General features: G+C 70.5%; 12 protein-coding genes and 2 pseudogenes. 7 read left to right on the top strand and 7 right to left on the bottom strand.

Translation table 11 applies throughout. The features are described from left to right. The first annotated feature begins 201 nt into the window (after positions 1-201). The 7 genes and pseudogenes from ABD466_RS05875 (at position 202) to ABD466_RS05845 (ending at position 7,879) form a co-directional block, all read left to right on the top strand. On the top strand, positions 202-1,410 hold the full coding sequence (locus ABD466_RS05875) for a pectinesterase family protein (RefSeq protein ID WP_344655893.1): 1,209 nt from the start codon (positions 202-204) through the stop codon (positions 1,408-1,410). A gap of 79 nt (positions 1,411-1,489) precedes the next feature. Beyond that, positions 1,490-2,194 carry a glycoside hydrolase family protein gene (locus ABD466_RS05870; protein WP_344655892.1) on the top strand — a complete coding sequence of 235 codons (705 nt, stop codon included), beginning with the start codon at positions 1,490-1,492 and terminating at the stop codon, positions 2,192-2,194. Further along, positions 2,191-2,532 carry a hypothetical protein gene (locus ABD466_RS05865; protein WP_344655891.1) on the top strand — a complete coding sequence of 114 codons (342 nt, stop codon included), beginning with the start codon at positions 2,191-2,193 and terminating at the stop codon, positions 2,530-2,532. Before ABD466_RS05870 ends, ABD466_RS05865 begins: the two co-directional genes overlap by 4 nt. A 186-nt stretch (positions 2,533-2,718) precedes the next feature. Then, a pseudogene (locus ABD466_RS05860) lies at positions 2,719-2,901 on the top strand (NF041680 family putative transposase); the annotation flags it as partial. Positions 2,902-3,206: 305 nt separating this feature from the next. Next, complete coding sequence (locus tag ABD466_RS05855) at positions 3,207-3,935, top strand: DUF4097 family beta strand repeat-containing protein (protein WP_344655890.1); 729 nt, start codon at positions 3,207-3,209, stop codon at positions 3,933-3,935. Positions 3,936-3,987: 52 nt separating this feature from the next. Further along, positions 3,988-6,369: a helix-turn-helix domain-containing protein gene (locus tag ABD466_RS05850; RefSeq protein ID WP_344655889.1), complete on the top strand. Its 2,382-nt coding sequence runs from the start codon at positions 3,988-3,990 to the stop codon at positions 6,367-6,369. 269 nt (positions 6,370-6,638) lie between these two features. Then, positions 6,639-7,879 (top strand): annotated as a pseudogene (locus ABD466_RS05845) (serine hydrolase domain-containing protein). Between the two features lie 190 nt (positions 7,880-8,069). Here the strand turns inward: ABD466_RS05845 and ABD466_RS05840 are convergent. The 7 genes from ABD466_RS05840 to ABD466_RS05810 form a co-directional block, all read right to left on the bottom strand. Beyond that, positions 8,070-8,195, bottom strand: coding sequence for a hypothetical protein (locus ABD466_RS05840; protein ID WP_344655888.1), 126 nt, complete (start codon positions 8,193-8,195; stop codon positions 8,070-8,072). 516 nt (positions 8,196-8,711) lie between these two features. After that, positions 8,712-9,389, bottom strand: a complete 678-nt coding sequence (locus tag ABD466_RS05835) for a TetR/AcrR family transcriptional regulator (RefSeq protein WP_344655887.1) — start codon at positions 9,387-9,389, stop codon at positions 8,712-8,714. 5 nt (positions 9,390-9,394) lie between these two features. After that, positions 9,395-11,044, bottom strand: a complete 1,650-nt coding sequence (locus tag ABD466_RS05830) for an allophanate hydrolase (protein ID WP_344655886.1) — start codon at positions 11,042-11,044, stop codon at positions 9,395-9,397. Beyond that, positions 11,041-14,700 (bottom strand): urea carboxylase, encoded by a 3,660-nt coding sequence (uca, locus tag ABD466_RS05825; RefSeq protein WP_344655885.1) that lies wholly within the window; start codon positions 14,698-14,700, stop codon positions 11,041-11,043. The genes ABD466_RS05830 and uca overlap by 4 nt, the downstream gene beginning before the upstream one ends. Beyond that, entirely contained in the window at positions 14,697-15,371 is a 675-nt protein-coding gene (locus ABD466_RS05820; protein ID WP_344655884.1) for an urea amidolyase associated protein UAAP2, read from the bottom strand. The genes uca and ABD466_RS05820 overlap by 4 nt, the downstream gene beginning before the upstream one ends. Continuing rightward, positions 15,368-16,213, bottom strand: coding sequence for an urea amidolyase associated protein UAAP1 (locus ABD466_RS05815; protein ID WP_344655883.1), 846 nt, complete (start codon positions 16,211-16,213; stop codon positions 15,368-15,370). Before ABD466_RS05815 ends, ABD466_RS05820 begins: the two co-directional genes overlap by 4 nt. Next, a complete protein-coding gene (locus tag ABD466_RS05810; protein ID WP_344655882.1) occupies positions 16,210-17,817 on the bottom strand; it encodes an amino acid permease in 1,608 nt (535 codons plus the stop codon). Before ABD466_RS05810 ends, ABD466_RS05815 begins: the two co-directional genes overlap by 4 nt. Positions 17,818-17,893: the final 76 nt, after the last annotated feature.

The raw sequence follows: 17,893 nt of genomic DNA, 5'->3' as shown, positions 1-17,893 counted from the left end.
CGCATGCCATATATGACGCGCTGATCCACTTCCGTGCTGTGTCGATGCGCTGTATCAATCCACGGCGACGCACGACGAAGCACGGCGTATGGCTCCCGTGCGGACGGCCGCCTTTCACCCTCATTCCGGGGTGGTCGTCCGCACGGGTTACCGGACCATCGATCAGCAAGTCCCGACCCATCAGCCCGGGGGACACAGACGATGACACGCGCCGACGACAAGGGCATGGCAGCATCCTTCATCAAGGGCCTGGCTGTGGCGGTGGCCGCACTCGCAGTCACCGCCACAGCCTCCACCTCGGCGACGGCCGACACGCGATCGGCGGCCGCCGGACAGCACCAGCAGGTGTTCCTGGTCGCTCCGACCGGGACGCCCGGCCCGCGCGGGGTGGTCACGTTCACGTCGATCCAGGCTGCTGTGAACGCCGCAGCGCCCGGCACGAACGGACACCACACCCTGATCAAGATCGCGCCGGGCACCTATACCGGCCAGGTCTACATCCCCGCGGACAAGCCGAACCTGACCTTTACGGGGCTGGGCGACGCCAGCCAAATCGTCCTCAAGGACAACCTCGCCCACGGCACCATCGCCGCCGACGGCAACCTCTACGGCACAGACTGCTCCGCCACTCTCACCGTCGCAGGCAACGGCTTCGAGGCATACAACATCACCGTCGCGAACGCCTTCGACCGCGCCGCGGATCCGGCCACCGCCGCGCGCGGCCCGCAGGCGGTCGCGGTCAAAGCGGTCGCCGACAAAGCGATCTTCGCGCACGACCGCTTCCTCGGCGTCCAGGACACCGTCTTCGCCTCCTCATACGCCGACGACTTCGCACCCAACCAGTGCTTCGCGGAGGACGGCACCCCCACCCCGCCCGCCAAAAGCGGACCCGCACCCGCCAACCCTCCCGCCGCCCGGCAGTACTTCGTCGACGACTACATAGCCGGGTCGATCGACTTCGTCTGCGGTTCGGCCACCGCGGTCTTCGAGCGCGACACCATCGACATACTCCGCGGCCGTCCCGGCGGGTCGGTCAGCGCTCCGGACACGCCGACCGCGTTCTCCCGCGGATACCTGATCGACAACAGCCGCATCGACAACCTGGACGGCTCCCTCGCCGCCGGAGCCGACTACCTGAGCCGGCCGTGGCGGCACACCGGCACCACGAACCCGGTGGCCCAGATGACGATCCGCAACACCTACCTCGGTGCGGCGATCTCCCCGGCCCACTACGAGAACTGGTCCAGCCCGTTCTTCAAGTGGACCGACGCGCGCTACTCCGAGTACCGCAACATCGGCCCGGCAGCTGCCGACGTCGCCGCGGACGTGCCCCAACTGACCAGTCAGCAGGCGGCCTCGTACACCGTCGCGGCGTACTTCGGCGACTGGACGCCGGTCGTCTCCGGTTAAGGCGTCTTCGGCTGGGGCGTCTCCGGTTGGGCCGCTGCGGCTCAGCCTTCGGTATCCCCTTCATCCCAGGACAGGATTCATGAAGCCATCCACCCTTTTCGTGCGGTCGCGTACCGCCGAAGCCTCCTCCGCGCTCGCCTTCGTGCTGGCAGTCAGCATGGCACCTACTGTAAGCGCTCACACGACGACGTCCGACATCGCAGCCCGAGCGGTGAGCGGCTCCACCGCTGCTCAGCCGAGCGTGCCGAGCACTTGTGTGCCGGTGCCGGCGCAGTTGTCGGCCAGCAACGAGGTGTTCCCGGCCGCGACTGAGGCGGCCGCACCCGACACAGCTCGCATCCAGGCCGCGCTGAATCAGTGCGCCGGCACCGGAAAGGCCGTCGAACTGAAGGCGAGCAACGGACACAGCGCCTTTTTGAGCGGACCGCTAAGCATCGGTGCCAACGAGGTGCTGCTGGTCGACTCCGGGGTGACCCTCTACGCGTCGCGTAAGCCGTCCGACTACCAGGTCTCCGGCGGCGCGAAGTGCGGCACGATCGGCTCCAGCGACAACGGCTGCAAGCCGTTCATAGCGCTGGCCGGCTCCGGGGCCGGCCTGATGGGCACCAGGGATTCCGCCGGCCATCAGGGCATCGTCGACGGGCGCGGCGGCCAGGCGATGCTCGGAACGAGCCAGACCTGGTGGCAGCTGGCCGCGTCGGCCAAGGGCGGCAGCGGCACGTCAAGAGCGCCGCCGACCGAGGCGGCTTGGTCACCGGCATCGTCTACCAGAACATCTGCATGACCGGCGTGAAGGACCTGATCGTCATCGACCCGCACTACAGCGGCGGCGGCAGCGGATCCTCCATCCCGAACTTCGCCGACATCACCCTCAACGGCGTGGCGGCGGTCCACTCCGCCTCCAGCGCCAAGTCGACGCTCGAGGGCTACGACGCCTCGCACCCGCTGGGCCTGAAGCTGGAGAACATCAAGCTGGACGCGACGAGCACCACCGCCGCGTACGCAAACATCGGCGTCTACAACTCCAACATCACGCCATCGGGCTCCGGCGTGAAGGTAAGTCCCATTTCCGGCAGCGGCAGCGTCCCCAGCTGCTCCTTCCCGGCCTTCCCCGCCCTCTGATCCAGCACCGCTGGGGCCGGCACGGTGTGCCGGCCCCAGTTCGGCACACCGGTCTTGAGCTTGTTCTTCAACCCCGACATGATCGTTCCGTGTCGGAGTTTCTCATTGCCCTGACGATGAAGCGGTCTCCAGGTGATGCTGTGTGTTCGGCCAAGAGCACACGCCCACAAGGAGACCGGCGTCACCATTTTCGAGGTTCCCGCCGCCCGCGTCGAGGCCCTGGGTGTGTTGTCCGGGTTCCGTACCAGCTTCTACGACTGCCTCACCGCGCGTGGTGATGCGCTGTTCGAACTCGCCGACGCGCTGCTGTGCACCAACGGCCCGGTGAAGACCCTGGCCGATCTCGCCCTGGCTCGCGAGCACCGACGTCATCGCCACCACGGTCTGCGCGACCCGGTCGCCCACCGTGGGGCTTCACCGCTACTACGAGCCGGTCCGCCGGCACATGCCCCGCTCGTGGCGCACTTGAAGAACAAGCTCAGGAGAACAACACAGGACGCGCATGCGAGCGCCTCGACAGCTCGCCGATCCGGCACCGTCCCATGTGGGGCAAATCCGGGGCACTCGAGCAGAAGGTGCGGTCTGCTGGTGGGCTGAGGTGCCTGCGGTTCTCCCTGCCCCGCTGTCCCATCCGCCCTGTGGCCGGGAGCATGGCGGCTCTGATGATCGGCACTATGAACGCATCCGCACCCAGTAGTCACGCCACCACGACCTCTCCGATCGACACAGTCGGACCGGAACCCATCGAAACACCGGAACCGATCACCGTCATCCTCGAGATCCCCTCCGGCGCCATCCGCCTCATCGCCGCCGAACGCCGCGACACGACCGTCGAGATCCTGCCTGCTGACGCCTCGCGGAATCGTGACGTCAAGGCGGCGCAGCATATGCAGGTCGCCTACGACGCCGGCGTCCTCCGCGTCGAAGCCGAGGCCGCCGAACATCGCCTCATCGGCGATTCCGGGTCCGTCACAGTCACCGTCCACCTGCCCGCCGGCTCCCGGGTCCAGGCTAAGGCCGCGGTCGCCGACTTGCGCGGTGCCGGGCGGCTCGGCGAGGTCGCCTTCGAGGGCGCGACCGGCTCGATCGACCTTGAGGAGGCCGCCGACGCCTGCCTCGTGCTGGCTGACGGCAGCATCGCTGTGGGCCGGCTGGGTGGCGCGGCGGAGATCAGCACTCGGCGCGGTGACATCGTGATCGGGGAGGCGGTTCGCGGGACCGTCGTGTTGCGCACGCAGTCAGGATCGCTGTCCATCGGTGCCGCCCGCGGCGTTTCCGCGGCGCTGGACGCCGGCACCGGCCATGGCCGTATCCACAACTCGCTGCGGAACGCCACCGGAACCGCCGAACTGCTCATCCACGCCACCACCGCCTACGGCGACATCACCGCCCGCAGTCTGTAAGAGCGACCCGACCAGTGGCCCAGAACGCAAAGCTGCTGATATACACGGCACGGTGAACGACGATCTCGCTGTGACGCTGCGCCGGCTCAAGTCCGAGTCCGGGCGCAGCCTGCGCGACATCGAGCGGACCACCCGCATCAGCAACTCCTCGCTGTCGCGCTATCTGTCCGGCCAGGCGACGCCTTCGTGGAACGTCGTGGTCGCCCTGTGCCGGGTCACCGGACACGATCCCCGGCCGCTGCGTCCCCTCTGGGAGGCGGCGGACCGGGGCCGGCGCGCGCCAGGGCGGCCGTTCGACGCGGAGAAGCCACCCGCACGCCCGGCACCGCGCAACGACCTGCCACGTGACGTGGCCGCCTTCGCCGCCCGGCGCGACGAGGTCGACGCGCTCGTGCGCCTGGCGCGCGCGGGGCACACGGTGGCGATCGACGGGATGGGCGGCATCGGCAAGACGGCGCTGGCGGTGCACGTCGCACACCTGATGACGTCCGAGTTCCCCGACTGTCAGCTGTATGTGGACCTGCACGGCTTCACTCCCGGCCGCGAGCCCGTCCCCGCGCCCGAGGCGCTGCTGGCCCTGCTGCGCGCCCTCGGGGTGCCCGCCGGCCGCATTCCCGACGGGCTCGAGGAACGTGCCGCGCTCTGGCGTTCGGAACTGGCCGGACGGCGCGCGCTCGTCGTGCTCGACAACGCGGCCGACGCCGACCACGTCAGGGCTCTGTTGCCGGGCGCCGGCCGCAACACCGCGCTGGTCACCAGCCGCAACCGCATGGTCGGCCTCGACGGGGTGGAACCGCTGTCGCTGACTCCGCTGAACGCGTCCGACGCGGCGGAGTTGTTCCGGTCCGCGCTGGGCCCCGGGACCGCGGCCGATCCGGAAACCGTCGCGGAGCTGATGCGGCGTTACGGCGGCCTGCCGCTGGCCATCCGGGTCGCGGCGGCACGGCTTCGGCACCGGCCGTCGTGGTCGATCGCCGATCTGCTGGACAATCCCGCGCCGACCGACGAGGCGGGCCTGGACAAGGTCATCGACGCCTCGCTGGCCCGGCTCAGCGGCGAGCAACGTCGGATGTTCCGGCTGCTGGGCGTCTTCCCGGGAACGGTGGTCGGCCTGCACGCCGCCGCCGCACTGGCCGACCTGGACGCGTCCGAAGCGCGCGTCCTGCTGGACGATCTGGTCGACGCGAACCTGCTGGAAGAACCCGGCGCACAGCGCTACCGGTTCCACGATCTCATCCGGGAACGCGCTGGGCAGATCGCACGATGTGAGACCGCAGCCGGGGAGCGGAACGCGGCCCTGGACCGGTTGACCGCCTTCTACCTGCACTGCGTCAAGGCGGGGCGGGAGGTCCTGGAGCCGACTTTCGAACGGCTGCCCCCTCTGGGGTACATGGCGAAGGACGTTCCGAAGCTCGACACCGTCGCGCGCATCATGGCCTGGTTCGACACGGAGGCGGCCACCGTGCTGCGGATCGTCGAGCTGACCGCGGAGCGTGGCCAGGACGAGGCCACGGTGCAGTTCGCGCTCGTGATCGGCGCCTTCCTCGGACGCCGTGGCGAGATGGACCCGTGGTACCGCATCGCCGCCGCCGGCGTCCGCGCCGCCGAGCGGCGCGCCGACCCGAAGGAACTGGCCAAGGTGCGCTATTTCCAAGGCGTCGCCAACCGTTTCGCCGGGCGGCTCGCGGACGCCGAGGCGGACTTCGCGGCCGTGCTCGCCATCGGGGCCGAGCTCGCCGACGTCTCCCTGCGTCTCCAGGGCCTGTGGCGCCTGGCCGGGATCGCGGAGGACCGCGGCGATTTCGTGCGCGTGCTGGAGCTCCGCGACGCGGCCCGCGCAGTACCGGAAACCGACCGGTATTCGGAGCAACTCGCCTTCGCGCGTCTTGGCGGCGGCTACGCCCTGGTGCGGATGGGCCGCGCGGCCGATGCCGCCGAGGCGGCGCAGGCCGTTCTGGCCATGCCCGAAGCCGACGAGCCGATGCTGCGCATCACGGCTCTGCGTCTGCTCGGCCATGCTCGCCTGGTGCAGGACGACGCCGAGGCAGCCCTCGAGACCTTCCACGCCATGGCAGCCGTTGCCCGCGCCACCGGACACGAGGCCAACGCGGCCGCCGGCCGTGGCGACGTCGCCGAAGCCCTGAGCCGCCTGGGCCGCCACGCCGAAGCCCTGGACGAGGGCGAAGCCGCGACGACCTGGTCCGTGGACAACGGCGAACCTCACCACGAGCTCTACACGCGCGAGGCCTTCGGCCGCATCTGCCTGGCCGCCGGCGACCGCGACCGGGCAGCGCACCATTTCCGCCGCAGCCTCGACATCGCGGAGCCGCGCGGCTATCGGTGGGTCGCCGAGCAGGCACGGCGCGGGCTGGCGCTGGCCGCGTGCGACCTGCCGTCTACGGACGACAACCCGTCGTCGGCCGTGCCGACCTGATCGGCGCACGACGACGGCGCACCGTCGGTGACCGAATGCAGCCTGCATCGCAGCGGCATGACCGGATTCAGCCCGCGTCGCGGTGCCCCGCCCCGCCGTGGGGCAACTCTGCAACACCTCTCCGTCGCCGCGACAGACCAGGTCGGGCTGCCTGCCGGTAGAGCCGTTCACCCTCGTCTGCGGCGCACGACAGTTGTCCCACGCAGGTCGTCGCACCGAAGCTCGTGCCACACACACGACTTGTCCACCTGCGTAAGGAGCACACCACCATGTCCGTCGCGCTCACCGGCCGCCACGACGGCTTCACCGAAGCGGGACTGCGCAGACTGCGCGAGGTGCTGGACCGCCATGTCGACTCCGGAAAGATCCCCGGGCTCGTGGCCCTGATCAGCCGCGGCGACGAGACGCATGTCGAGGAGATCGGGACGACGCGCCATGACGGCGGGGCGCCGATGCGCCGGGACACCATCTTCCGCATGGCCTCGACGTCCAAGCCGGTCTCGATCGCGGCGGCGATGGTCCTGCTCGACGAGTGCCGGCTGCGGCTGGACGATCCCGTCGAGCCGTGGCTCCCGAGCTCGCGAACCGTCAGGTGCTGCGGCAGATCGACGGCCCGGTGGACGACACGGTGCCGGCGCGCCGGCCGATCACCGTACGGGACGTGCTCACCTCCACCTTCGGGCTCGGCATGGACATGACGGTGATCGGCACGCCGATCATGGCCGCGGTCTTCGAGGCCGGAATCACGCCGAATCTGCCGACGCCGATGCCGGAGCCGGACGAGTGGATGCGCCGCCTGGGCACCCTGCCGCTGATGTACCAGCCCGGCGAGCGCTGGCAGTACCAGATCGCGAGCGACCTGCTAGGCGTGCTCGTCGCCCGCGTCACCGGACAGCCGTTCGGGACCTTCCTCGCCGAGCGCGTCTTTGAACCGCTGGGTATGAAGGACACCGGATTCCACGTCCCCGCCCACCAGATCCACCGCCTCCCGCCGCTGTACGCACCTGACCCGTCTACCGGCGAGTTCCACGTGTGGGACGAGGCCGAAGGCGGACGCCACAGCAAGCCCCCGGCGTTCGAGGGCGGCGGCGGTGGCCTGAACTCCACCGCCGACGACTACCACTCCTATTTCAGGATGCTGTTGAACCACGGACGGCATGGGCACGAGCGGATCCTGTCCCGGGCGGCCGTCGAGCTGATGACCACCAACCGGCTCACCCCCGAACAGCAGACCGCGCGCGGGGCACTGGCACGGGACAACGTCCACATCTCTTTCGGCCAAGGACAACACGGCGGCTGGGGCTTCGGCATGGCGGTGCGCACCTACCGCGGAGACTACGCGCCCATCGGTCAGTTCGGCTGGGACGGCGGCAGCGGTGCCTCCACCTACGCCGACCCGGTGAACGGGATCATCGGGATCCTGCTCACTCAGGTAGGAGCGTCGACACCGGATTCGGTACGGCTCATGCACGACTTCTGGACTGCGGTGTACCAGGCTGTCGAGGACTGACGCACAACGGTTTCAGCGGCATCCCGGCCCGAGCGACGGCGTCATGCAGTCCTCACAGGACTTGGGCAACGCGCCGACGAAAGATCGCGGTCGCGAGGGCCGGCTGCCAGCTGAGTCTCCGCGGTCAGGAGTTGCTGCCAGCTGGAGTTTGCGGGGCCGGAGCCTTTGCGGGCTGGAGTCCCAGCGGCGGTCAGCCCCCACTGCCGCAGGCCCTGGCAGCCGGGCCACCGCCGTAGGCGTAGACCAGGAAGTCGGTCAGGTCGTCGAAGGCGTTCCAGTCGTGGCCGCCGATACCGAAGCGGTATCGGCGGTTCACGCCCTACCCGTGCAATACCTGGTCGAACGCCGCTACGTCGGCGGCCAGACACCAGTCGCCGCGCACCAGGTTGACATGCCGTGGATGGAGCTGACTGCTACGGCAGGACCCACTTCGGGTCGGCGCCGCTGCTGCAATTCCAGATCTGCATCGGACTCCTGCCTACGCCAATTCGGCGTGACGCCACAATGCATCCCGGACACGCTCGAAGAGCGCGCGGCGCTTCGTGGCCTCGTTAGTGTGCGGGATCGCTTTCCGGTTCGCCCGGCAGTCACCCTCCCTGCGCCACGGCGCCACGACTGGTCCCGCCGACACGGCCGACGCGGCGCACCACGCCTCTGATCGGTTCATCATCAGCCCGGCGACAGTCGCCCTCATCCTCGACATCTAGAAAGCCACGACAGAGCCGGCCGACGACGTCGCCATGATCGGGATTCGCGTCGGCAGTGACATGCCCCGCCAAGCAGCCGGCAGCCAGGGTGAGCCGCCCAGCCGCGAGCCCGGGTCTTCACCGGCTCACGGCAGCCCCGCGGCCCGCGCCGCCGCTGCCTGGATCTCCGCCGGACCGAGGCCGGCCATCCGAAGCGTCGCCTCCGCCACCACCGCCGGCTCGACCGGCAGCTCGGACCCGCCCAGCCGTCGCAACGGGATGACCACCTCCACCACCTGGATCAGCAGTGCCCCGAGCACCGAAACCGGTACCGCGTTCGCACCGGGAGCCAGCTGTCCGGCCTTACCACCGAGCCGCCCGTAAACCTCCTGCAGCTCCTCCCGCAGCGCTCGGAACTCGTCGAACCGCGGGTCGCGCACCTCCGGTGTCAAATACAAGCTGCCGATGTTGTGCGGCGCGCGTGCAAGCAGTTCCGTGTCCGTCGCGGCCAGCGCGTACAGCGCCGCCGCCGAGACCGCCGGGTCAGGGCCCGCCCGCTCCTCCAGGCGCCGCGCGAGCTCGGCGCTGGGGCGCACCGAGCGGTTCAACAACTCTGCGAGGATGTCGTCCTTTCCGGCGAAGTGGTAGTACAGCGACGCCTGCCGAATGCCGACGGCGTCGGCGATGGCGCGCGTCGACGTGCCGCCGAAGCCCTGACCCACGAACAGCCCGGCGGCAGCGAGCAGGATCTGTTCGCGCGGCGGCAGCTCCGGGGCGGCGTCGGGAACCGCACGCGGGCGGCCCGCGCGTGACGTCTTCTCCATGATGGTCATTCTGGCGTGGCCGCCCGGTGAGCGCGCCAACTACCGGCCGCAGTGATGTCCTCGGCGCCGTCGAGGGCTGACGGTTCACACAGGAAGCCGGGCACGAACTCACCGTCTGCGAGCTCCACCGAGCCGATCGCCATCGGTCGCGGAAGACTCGCGACGAGTTCGGCGAAGCCGGCGGCGGGAAGGGTCCAGAGCTCACCGGCCACCGACGCACCTCGAATGGCACCGCTGTGGACCAGGCCCGGCTTGGCCGGAACAGTCCGGAGCGCGAACATCTGATACGCCGGAGCCGTCCGGACATCCCTGGTGAACGCACCGCCGAGCGAGACCAACTGCCGGTTGAGCGGCTGGCCGCGAAGGTGTGCCCCGAAGACGGCGATCTGGACCGGCGGCGCGGCGAAACGTGCGGCGAGCTCGGCCAGGGCTGCGTCGGAGCGCGGCGCACCGGTGAACATGACACCGAAGGGCAGTCCGTCGACGAGCCCAGCCGGGATGGCGACCGCGGCGAGGCCGAACAGGTTCGCGTAGTTCGTATACCGGCCCAGGCCACTGTTCGCGCCGACCGGATCGTCGAGCACATCGGCAAGCTCGGGGTGGCCTGTCGTGGTCGGGGTCAGCAGAGCGTCGCAGGTGTCGAAGACCTCAAGCCCTTCGGCGCCGAGCTGCTCCAGACGTTCGCGGTCGCCGAACAGGTCCGCGGCGCTCGGGGCCGCGCCAGCCAGGATGATCGCGGCGACCGTCGCATCGAGGTCTGCGTCGGGATGGTTCTCGATGAACTCGCCCACAGCCGCATAACGTTCGGCCACAAAAGCACCGCCGTAGAGCAGGTCGGCGGCTTCCAGGAGCGGAGCGATATCGACCTCGAAGATTTCCACACCGCAGGTGCGGAGCCGGGCCACCGCCGCCGCGAACGCCTCCAGCCAGCCCTCGGCCAGGCCGGACAACTGTGCCGCGAGCGGGACGGCGATGCGCGGACGCGCGGGCAACGCCCGGGACGACGGTGCCGGGTCGCCCATCACCTCAGCGACGGCGCGCGCCAGGGTGACATCGGGGGCGAACACGGTCACGCAGTCCAGCGAACGGCAGGCCGGGACTACGCCGGACGTGGGCACCGCACCCACGGTGGGCTTGATCCCGACGACACCCTGCAGCGCGGCGGGCACCCGCCCGGAGCCGGCGGTGTCGGTGCCGAGGGCGAAGTCGACCTCGCCGAGCGCCACGGCGACGGCCGACCCCGAGGACGAGCCGCCGGAGATCCGGGCCGGGTCCCAGGCGTTGCGGACCGCGCCGAAGGGGCTGCGCGTTCCGACCAGGCCTGTCGCGAACTGGTCGAGGTTGGTCTTGCCGATGACGATCGCGCCCGCGGCACGCAGGCGCGCGACGCATGCGGCGTCCTGCGTCGGCCGGTACGAATACGCGGCGCAGCCCGCTGTCGTGGGAAGGCCGAGAACGTCGATGTTGTCCTTGACGGCGAACACCAGGCCTGCCAGCGGCAGCCGTTCCCCCGCGACGATCCGATCATCGATCCTCGCGGCCTCGGCCAGAACCTCGGGTTCCGGACGCAGACTGATCCAGACCTCCGGCCGGTCGGCCTGCCGGATCCGGGCGAAGGCGGCGCGGACCCGCCGGACGGCGTTGTTCGAAGTCACGCCGCCACTCCGATCGCCATCAGCGCCTGCCCCGCGGCGACCTGATCCCCAGGCTGCGCGTACACGCCCAGCACCCGCCCCGAGCACGGCGCCGTCACCACCGACTCCATCTTCATCGCCTCCACCGCCGCGATCCGCTCCCCCGCCGCGACCATCGATCCCGGCTCGACGTGCAACTGCCACACCGTCGACAGGAACGGCGCGGCCACGACGACCGCACCGTCGGGCACCACGACCGCCGCTTCGTCCGGCGTGTTCGCAACGACCGGCTCCGTGTGCCGGTCGAACTCCCCCGAGGCGCGCCAACGCTCCTTCTCCTCCTCGAACGCCGCGCTCTGTCTCGCCCGGAACTCGGCGATCGAGTCCGTCTCACGCGTCAGGAAGCGCTCGTACTCGGCGATGGAGAAGGTCCCTTCGACCGTCTCGAAGTCGCCGCGTCCGGCATCGGCCTGAGCACGCAGCTCCAGCAGCTCCTCGGCCGAGACCGGATACCACTCGATCCGATCGAAGAACCGCAGGGCCCAGGGATGCTCGCGGAACAGTCCGCCGCGGCGGAATCGGTTCCAGACCTGCACCGTCCGCCCCACGAATTGATAACCGCCGGGCCCTTCCATCCCGTAGATGCACAGGTACGCCCCGCCGATCCCGACCGAGTTCTCAGCGGTCCAGGTGCGCGCCGGGTTGTATTTCGTCGTCACCAGCCGGTGCCGCGGGTCCAGCGGCGTGGCGACCGGCGCGCCCAGGTAGACGTCACCGAGCCCCAGCACGAGGTAGGAGGCGTCGTAGACGATTTGCCGCACGTCCTCGACCGAGTCCAGGCCGTTGATCCTGCGGATGAACTCGATGTTCCAAGGCGTCCAGGGCGCGTCGTCGCGCACCCCGGCCATGTAGCGGTCGATCGCGACGCGCGTGGCCGGGTCGTCCCAGGACAATGGCAGCCGCACCGTCCGCGACGGCACTGTCAGCTCGCTGGTCGGCGGGAGCATCGTCTCCAACTCGCGCAGCAGCGCCGCCACATCGGTCGCGCGCAGGATCCGCGCGTCGGTGTGGACCTGCAAGGACCTGATCCCCGGCGTCACGTCGAGGACACCGTGCGGCGAATGCGAGGCGAGCGCCTCTTGGAGGGCGTGTACGCGCATGCGCAACCCGATGTCGAGCATCATCGGCCCGTACTCGACGAGCACGTTGCCGTCTCCGTCGCGCCGGTAGGTCACCTCGGGGCGGCCGTCCTCGGCCGGCAGGCGTCCCAGCACGCCGTCATCCCCGTCGCCGCCGCGCCGCGGCACCGCTGTCGAGGCGCGGTTGTCGGTGAGCTGCGCCGCATCTTCCTCCCTTACCGGAACGAACCGCACCGTATCGCCGGGCCGCAGCTGCCCGAGCTTCCACAAGTCGCCGCCGGCCACCACAGCGGGGCACACGAAGCCGCCGAGCGACGGCCCGTCCGGCCCGAGGATGATCGGTGTGTCGCCGGTGAAGTCCAGAGCGCCGACGGCATAGGGCGTGTCGTGGATGTTCGACGGGTGCAGACCGGCCTCGCCGCCGTCCTGGCGAGCCCACTCGGGCTTGGGCCCGAGCAGCCGCACGCCGGTCCGCGCGGAGTTGTGGTGCACGGTGTAGGAGGACGCGTACAAGGTCTCGATGTCCGCGCGGGTGAAGAACTCCGGCGCGGCGTGCGGTCCCTCGGTGACGGCGATCTCCCAGTCGCCGGTGAACGCCGGGCGCCGGTGCGCAGGCGTCGGCGGCCCGACCCGCATCAGCCGCTCGCCCGGCGCGAACGCCGGGTGCGGGTGGTCGGAGTCCGGTGATCCGGGACGCAGAACGTCGCCGGTCATCAGTGCCCGGCCGCCGTGGCCACCGAAACCGCCGAGCGTGAAGGTCGAGGCGCTGTCCAGATAGCGCGGCACGTCGAAGCCGCCGCGCACGGCCAGGTAGACCCGCAGTCCCGGTCCGGCGACCGCGCCGACCGCCAGCTCGGACCCGGCCGCGATTTCCACCGGCTCCCACATCGGGACCGGCTCGCCGTCCAGCAGGACCTCGCAGGGCGCACCGGTGACCGCGGCGATCGTCGCCGTCGAAAAACGCAGTGTCGGCCCCGCCGCAGTGATCTCCAGGCCCGGCGCCCCGGCCGGGTTGCCGACCGCGAGGTTGGCCTCGGCGAAGGACACCGCGTCGAAGGGTCCGCTCGGCGGAACGCCGACCGACCACAACCCGACCCGGCCCGGCAGGTCCTGGATCGTCGTCTGCAGACCCGGCAGCAGCACCTCCACACGCGGTTCGGGATCCCCTGCGATCGCGCCTTCGGCCAGCGTCGAGGTCGAATGCGTCGCCGAGCGCAGCGCTGCGTCTCCGGTCAACGCCCTGAGCAGTCCGAGATTGGTGACGATCCCGTCCACACGGCAGGCCTGGAGCCCCTCGTGCAGCACGTCGAGTGCGTCCTCCCGGGTCGGGCCGGAGGCGATCACCTTGGTGAGCATCGGGTCGTAGTGCCCCCCGACTTCCATCCCCGTCTCCAGCCAGCCGTCCACCCGCACGCCGGCCAGCGGCGGCGTGCCCTGGCCCGGGAACGCCGCCGCGGTGACCAGCCCGGAGCTGGGCTGACCGCCACGCGCCGGGTCCTCGGCGTAGACACGGGCCTCGACGGCATGGCCGCGCGGCTCGTGCGGGCCGAAGACGGAGTCGTCGAGCCCGCGGGCGCCATCACGCGCCAGACGAAGCATCAGGGCCACGAGATCGACCCCGAACACCTCCTCGGTGACCGGGTGCTCAACTTGGAGCCGGGTGTTGACCTCCAGGAACGAGGCCTCGGCCCGGATCGGGTCGTAGACGAACTCCACGGTCCCGGCCGACCGGTATCCCACGCCGGTCAGCAGGGTCCGCGCCGAGGCCTGCAGCAGGGCCCGGACATCGTCCGGCAGCGCCGGCGCGGGCGCCTCCTCGATCACCTTCTGGTGTCGGCGCTGGAGCGAGCAGTCACGGTCGCCGAACACCGCGACGCGCCCGGCACCGTCGCCGAAAAGCTGGACCTCGACGTGCCGCGCGGGCCGGACCAGCCGTTCCAGGAACACCCCGCACGTGCCGAAGTTGGCGCCTGCCAGCCGGCTGACCCGGTCGAACGCCTCTCGGACCTCCTCACCGGTCGCGCAGGCGGCCATGCCGATCCCGCCGCCGCCCCCGGTCGCTTTGAGCATCACCGGGAACCCGATCCGCAGCGCCTCGGCGACCGCATCGTCCGCGCAGGCCAGCAGGCCGGTCCCGGCGAGCATCGGCACCCCGGCCGCCGCCGCGAGGGCGCGCGCCGTGTGTTTACTGCCGAAGGCCTCGATCTGCTCGGCCGTGGGGCCCACGAACACGAGTCCGGCCTCTTCGACGGATCGGGCGAACCCCGCGTTCTCGGAGAGGAAGCCGTAACCGGGGTGCACGGCCGCGCCGTGCCTCACGGCGAGCTCAAGGATCGCCTCGGCGCGCAGGTAGCTCTCGCGCGCGGGCCCGGGACCGATCCGGAACGCTGTGTCGGCCTCGCGGACGTGTGGCGCGGCCCGGTCGGCGTCGGAGAACACGGCGACGGTCCTCAGCCCGAGCTCCCGCGCCGAGCGGATCACGCGCCGAGCGATCTCGCCGCGATTGGCGATCAAGACGGTGTCGAAGCGGGGGGTCACAGGTCCTCCTGCGCCGTCTCGGGGGCGGCCCCGACGACGGTGACGATCATGCGTAACGGAGTGGGGTCGAAGGCATTGCAGGGGTTGTTCATCTGCGGGCAGTTGGACACCACGACTAGCACGTCCCGATCAGCCCGAACCGCCACACGCTTCCCCGGCGCACTCAGGCCGTCGACGATCCCCAGTGACCCGTCCGCCTCGACCGGCACGTTCATGAACCAGTTCAGGTTGGACACCAGGTCCCGCGCTCCCAGTCCCCACTTGGCGCCCTCGGACAGGAAGTTCTCCCGACAGGCGTGGTCGGCGGCCGCGTGATGGCCGTAGCGCAGGGTGTTGGACTCCTTCGAACAGGCCCCGCCGATCGTGTCCTGCCGGTCGACCTCATTGCCGACGACGGTCATCAGGGGGTTGCCATGGTTGGACCGCAGGACCGTGCCGGTGCGGACATAGGCGTCGCCCGACCAGCCCAGCGTGTCCGGGGCGCTATAGCGCTCGGCCGGGTCGGCGGCGTCAAACAGCAGGCAGTCGGCGCTCTGGTTGCCGCCGACGTCGACGATCGTCAGCACATGCCCGGCCGGCACGACCGCCGACCACGCGGCGCGCGGCGCGACCCGGTCGTCGCGCACCACGGCGCCGGGGGCGAGGGAGCCGGACCAGTCGAGGATGGTCACGAGCGGGACTCCCAGTCATCGAGGGTGTTGAGGTACGCGCGGGTGCGTTCGGGGCTGGCGGTGAAGGATTCGTCCCCGGGACCGGTCGGGGTGCTGCGCCATGCGTGGATTCGCAGGGGGCCGACGGTATAGCCCGGACGCGGGTCCAAAGGATGCGGGACGTTGGCGACCAGGACGGTGAGCGGCAGTTCGGCGACCAGGTCGACCGACGTGCCGGGACCGGCGGAGCCCTGCCACCTCAAAGCGCCGTCCTCAGCGACACGGACGCCCTGGAAGAAGGAGAGCGTCGGGCCCAGGTCCCGAAGCGTCAGGCCGTGCTTCGCGGCGGCGAGCGTCAGGAGCGACTGTCCGGACGGCGTGGGCCCTTCGGGTCGGGCGTCGCCGTACTTTGCGATGTTCCACGCGTCGGACGTGGTGCCGCAGAAGGCGTCATGGTGCCGGGAGGTGTCGGCGGCGAGAGTAGCCAGAACCCTGCCGTCGCCGGAGAGCAGTGGATGGCCGGGACCCAGGTAGGCCTGCCAGGGGATCTTGAGAGTGTCGGCGACGTTGAGGCGTTCGTACGGCGCGTCGGTCCGGAGGAGGAAGAGGTGGGCGCAGGCATCGCCGGTGGGATCCTCCAGGCGGATGCGCGTCCCGCGGGCGACCACCCGGTGGGTGTAGGCCGCTGGCGGAACAGTCTCGGCCCAGGTCAGGGCGTCTGGTGACACGTCCGGCGGGATGTTGGGAGACGTCGCGGCGGGGACGTACGGCATGGACTTCGTGGCCGTCGCGGCGACGGACACGGCCTGGGCCCGCGCGTCGCTGCGGGCGGCGGCGACGGTGTCCGTCTGGCGAGTGGTCATGACACCGCCTCGGCCACCGCTGCGATCACGATCCCGCCGACCGCGCGGTGCCGCCGGTGCGTCGCCGCATAGTAGAGGCCACCGCCCGCGGTAGCCCCGACGATGAACAGGACCCCCGACCATCGCAGCCACCATGTATGCCCGGTCGTGTCGTAGACAGCGGCCCGGGGCCACAACAGGTTGATCACCATCGCGGCCTGATAGAGCACGGCCACCGCCCCGCAGGCGACACCGAACCGGCCCAGGCTGAAGATGGCGCGTCCATCCTCGTCCCGCCCACCGTCGAACTGGGCGGTCCACCCCGTCAGCCGACGCCACAGGAGCGGACCGGTCACCCCGACATACGCGAGATACAGCATCGCGATGCACAGACTCGACAACGCCGTGAACAGCGCCGTCTGACCGATGTTCACGACCAGCGCCGCCGCGGCCCCGGCTCCCACGACCAGGCTCGCCGTGACCGGCGTCCCCGTCCGCGGCGACACCTTCGCCAGCGCCCGCGAGAACGGCAGCGCGTTCTCCCGCGCCATCGAGAACACCATCCGCGACCCGGCCGTCTGGCAGGCCAGCGTGCACGCGAACACCGCTACCGCCACCGTGCACAACAGCAACCGTCCCAGCACCGGCCCGAACCGCTCGGAGACCACCCAGGCCAACCCGCCGGAGGCCAGGCCCCCGTCGGTCAGGCTCGGCGCCGCGATCAGCCCGGCCAGGATCAGCAGCCCACCGCCGAGCCCCGACACCGCGACGGCGCGCACGATCGTCTTCGGCGTCGTGCGGCGCGGTGCCCGGGTCTCCTCGCTGAGCTCGCCGGCGGCGTCGAAGCCGACCAGCACATATGCGGCCATCAGCGCCGAAGCCAGCCACGCGAACAGGTAGGAGCCGCCCGGGGCTGCTCCGGTCGTGTGCAGTACGACGGTCGCCGACCGCTTGGGCAGAAAGAACAACAGCGCGATGAGCGCCGTCACGCCGACCAGTTCGACGACCACGCCGGCGCTGGTGACCAGGGCCATGACGCGCACCGACACGATGGTGACGACCGTCGTGACGACCAGCAGGACGCAGCCGAGCAGCACCGCGTTCTGCGCGCCGGTCGACGACGTCGGCGTGGGGTCGGCGTGCCGGCCACCGACGACCTGGAACCCGTCCCAGATGCTCGGCAGCACCGCCTGCAGGGCGACCGCCGCCACCGCGACAGTGAGGACCTGGCCCACGATCATCACCCAGCCGGTGAACCAGCCGAACCCCTTCCCGGCCAGCCGCGTAGACCACTGGTAGATCGCCCCGGACACCGGCCACCACGCGGCCAACTGGGCGAAGTTCAGCGCCACGAGCAGCTGGCCGGCGAAAACCAGCGGCCAGGTCCAGAAGAAGGCCGCGCCGCCGAAGCCGAAGCCCAGGCCGAACAGCTGGAAGACAGTTGTCAGGATACTGACGAAGGAGAACCCCGCGGCGAAGGAGGAGAAGGAGCCGACGCCCCGGCGCAGCTCCTGACGGTAGCCGAGGGCGGCGAGGCTCTCGGCCTGAGCAAGGGCGGCCGCGTCGGCGCGGCCGGACGGGAATGGGGGTTGGGCGGGTGGCGCAACGTTCTGCGGTTGGCTCATCGCGGACCTCACCGGGCTCGTAATATCTGTCGTTCGACAGGTATCGCTTACGGTGATGTCCGGTGGTCACGGCTCT

The organism is Catenulispora subtropica (assembly GCF_039531675.1).
Lineage (GTDB): Bacteria > Actinomycetota > Actinomycetes > Streptomycetales > Catenulisporaceae > Catenulispora > Catenulispora subtropica.
Note: the sequence above shows the minus strand (reverse complement) of the source record. Positions and strands in the feature narration are given on the sequence as shown.

Bases quoted from the DNA above. Each gene is read 5' to 3' on its own strand.
- ABD466_RS05875 (WP_344655893.1), top strand. From the start codon at position 202: ATGACACGCGCCGACGACAAGGGCATGGCAGCATCCTTCATCAAGGGC.
- ABD466_RS05870 (WP_344655892.1), top strand. From the start codon at position 1,490: ATGAAGCCATCCACCCTTTTCGTGCGGTCGCGTACCGCCGAAGCCTCC.
- ABD466_RS05865 (WP_344655891.1), top strand. From the start codon at position 2,191: ATGACCGGCGTGAAGGACCTGATCGTCATCGACCCGCACTACAGCGGC.
- ABD466_RS05855 (WP_344655890.1), top strand. From the start codon at position 3,207: ATGAACGCATCCGCACCCAGTAGTCACGCCACCACGACCTCTCCGATC.
- ABD466_RS05835 (WP_344655887.1), bottom strand. From the start codon at position 9,389: ATGGAGAAGACGTCACGCGCGGGCCGCCCGCGTGCGGTTCCCGACGCC.
- ABD466_RS05815 (WP_344655883.1), bottom strand. From the start codon at position 16,213: ATGACCACTCGCCAGACGGACACCGTCGCCGCCGCCCGCAGCGACGCG.
- ABD466_RS05810 (WP_344655882.1), bottom strand. From the start codon at position 17,817: ATGAGCCAACCGCAGAACGTTGCGCCACCCGCCCAACCCCCATTCCCG.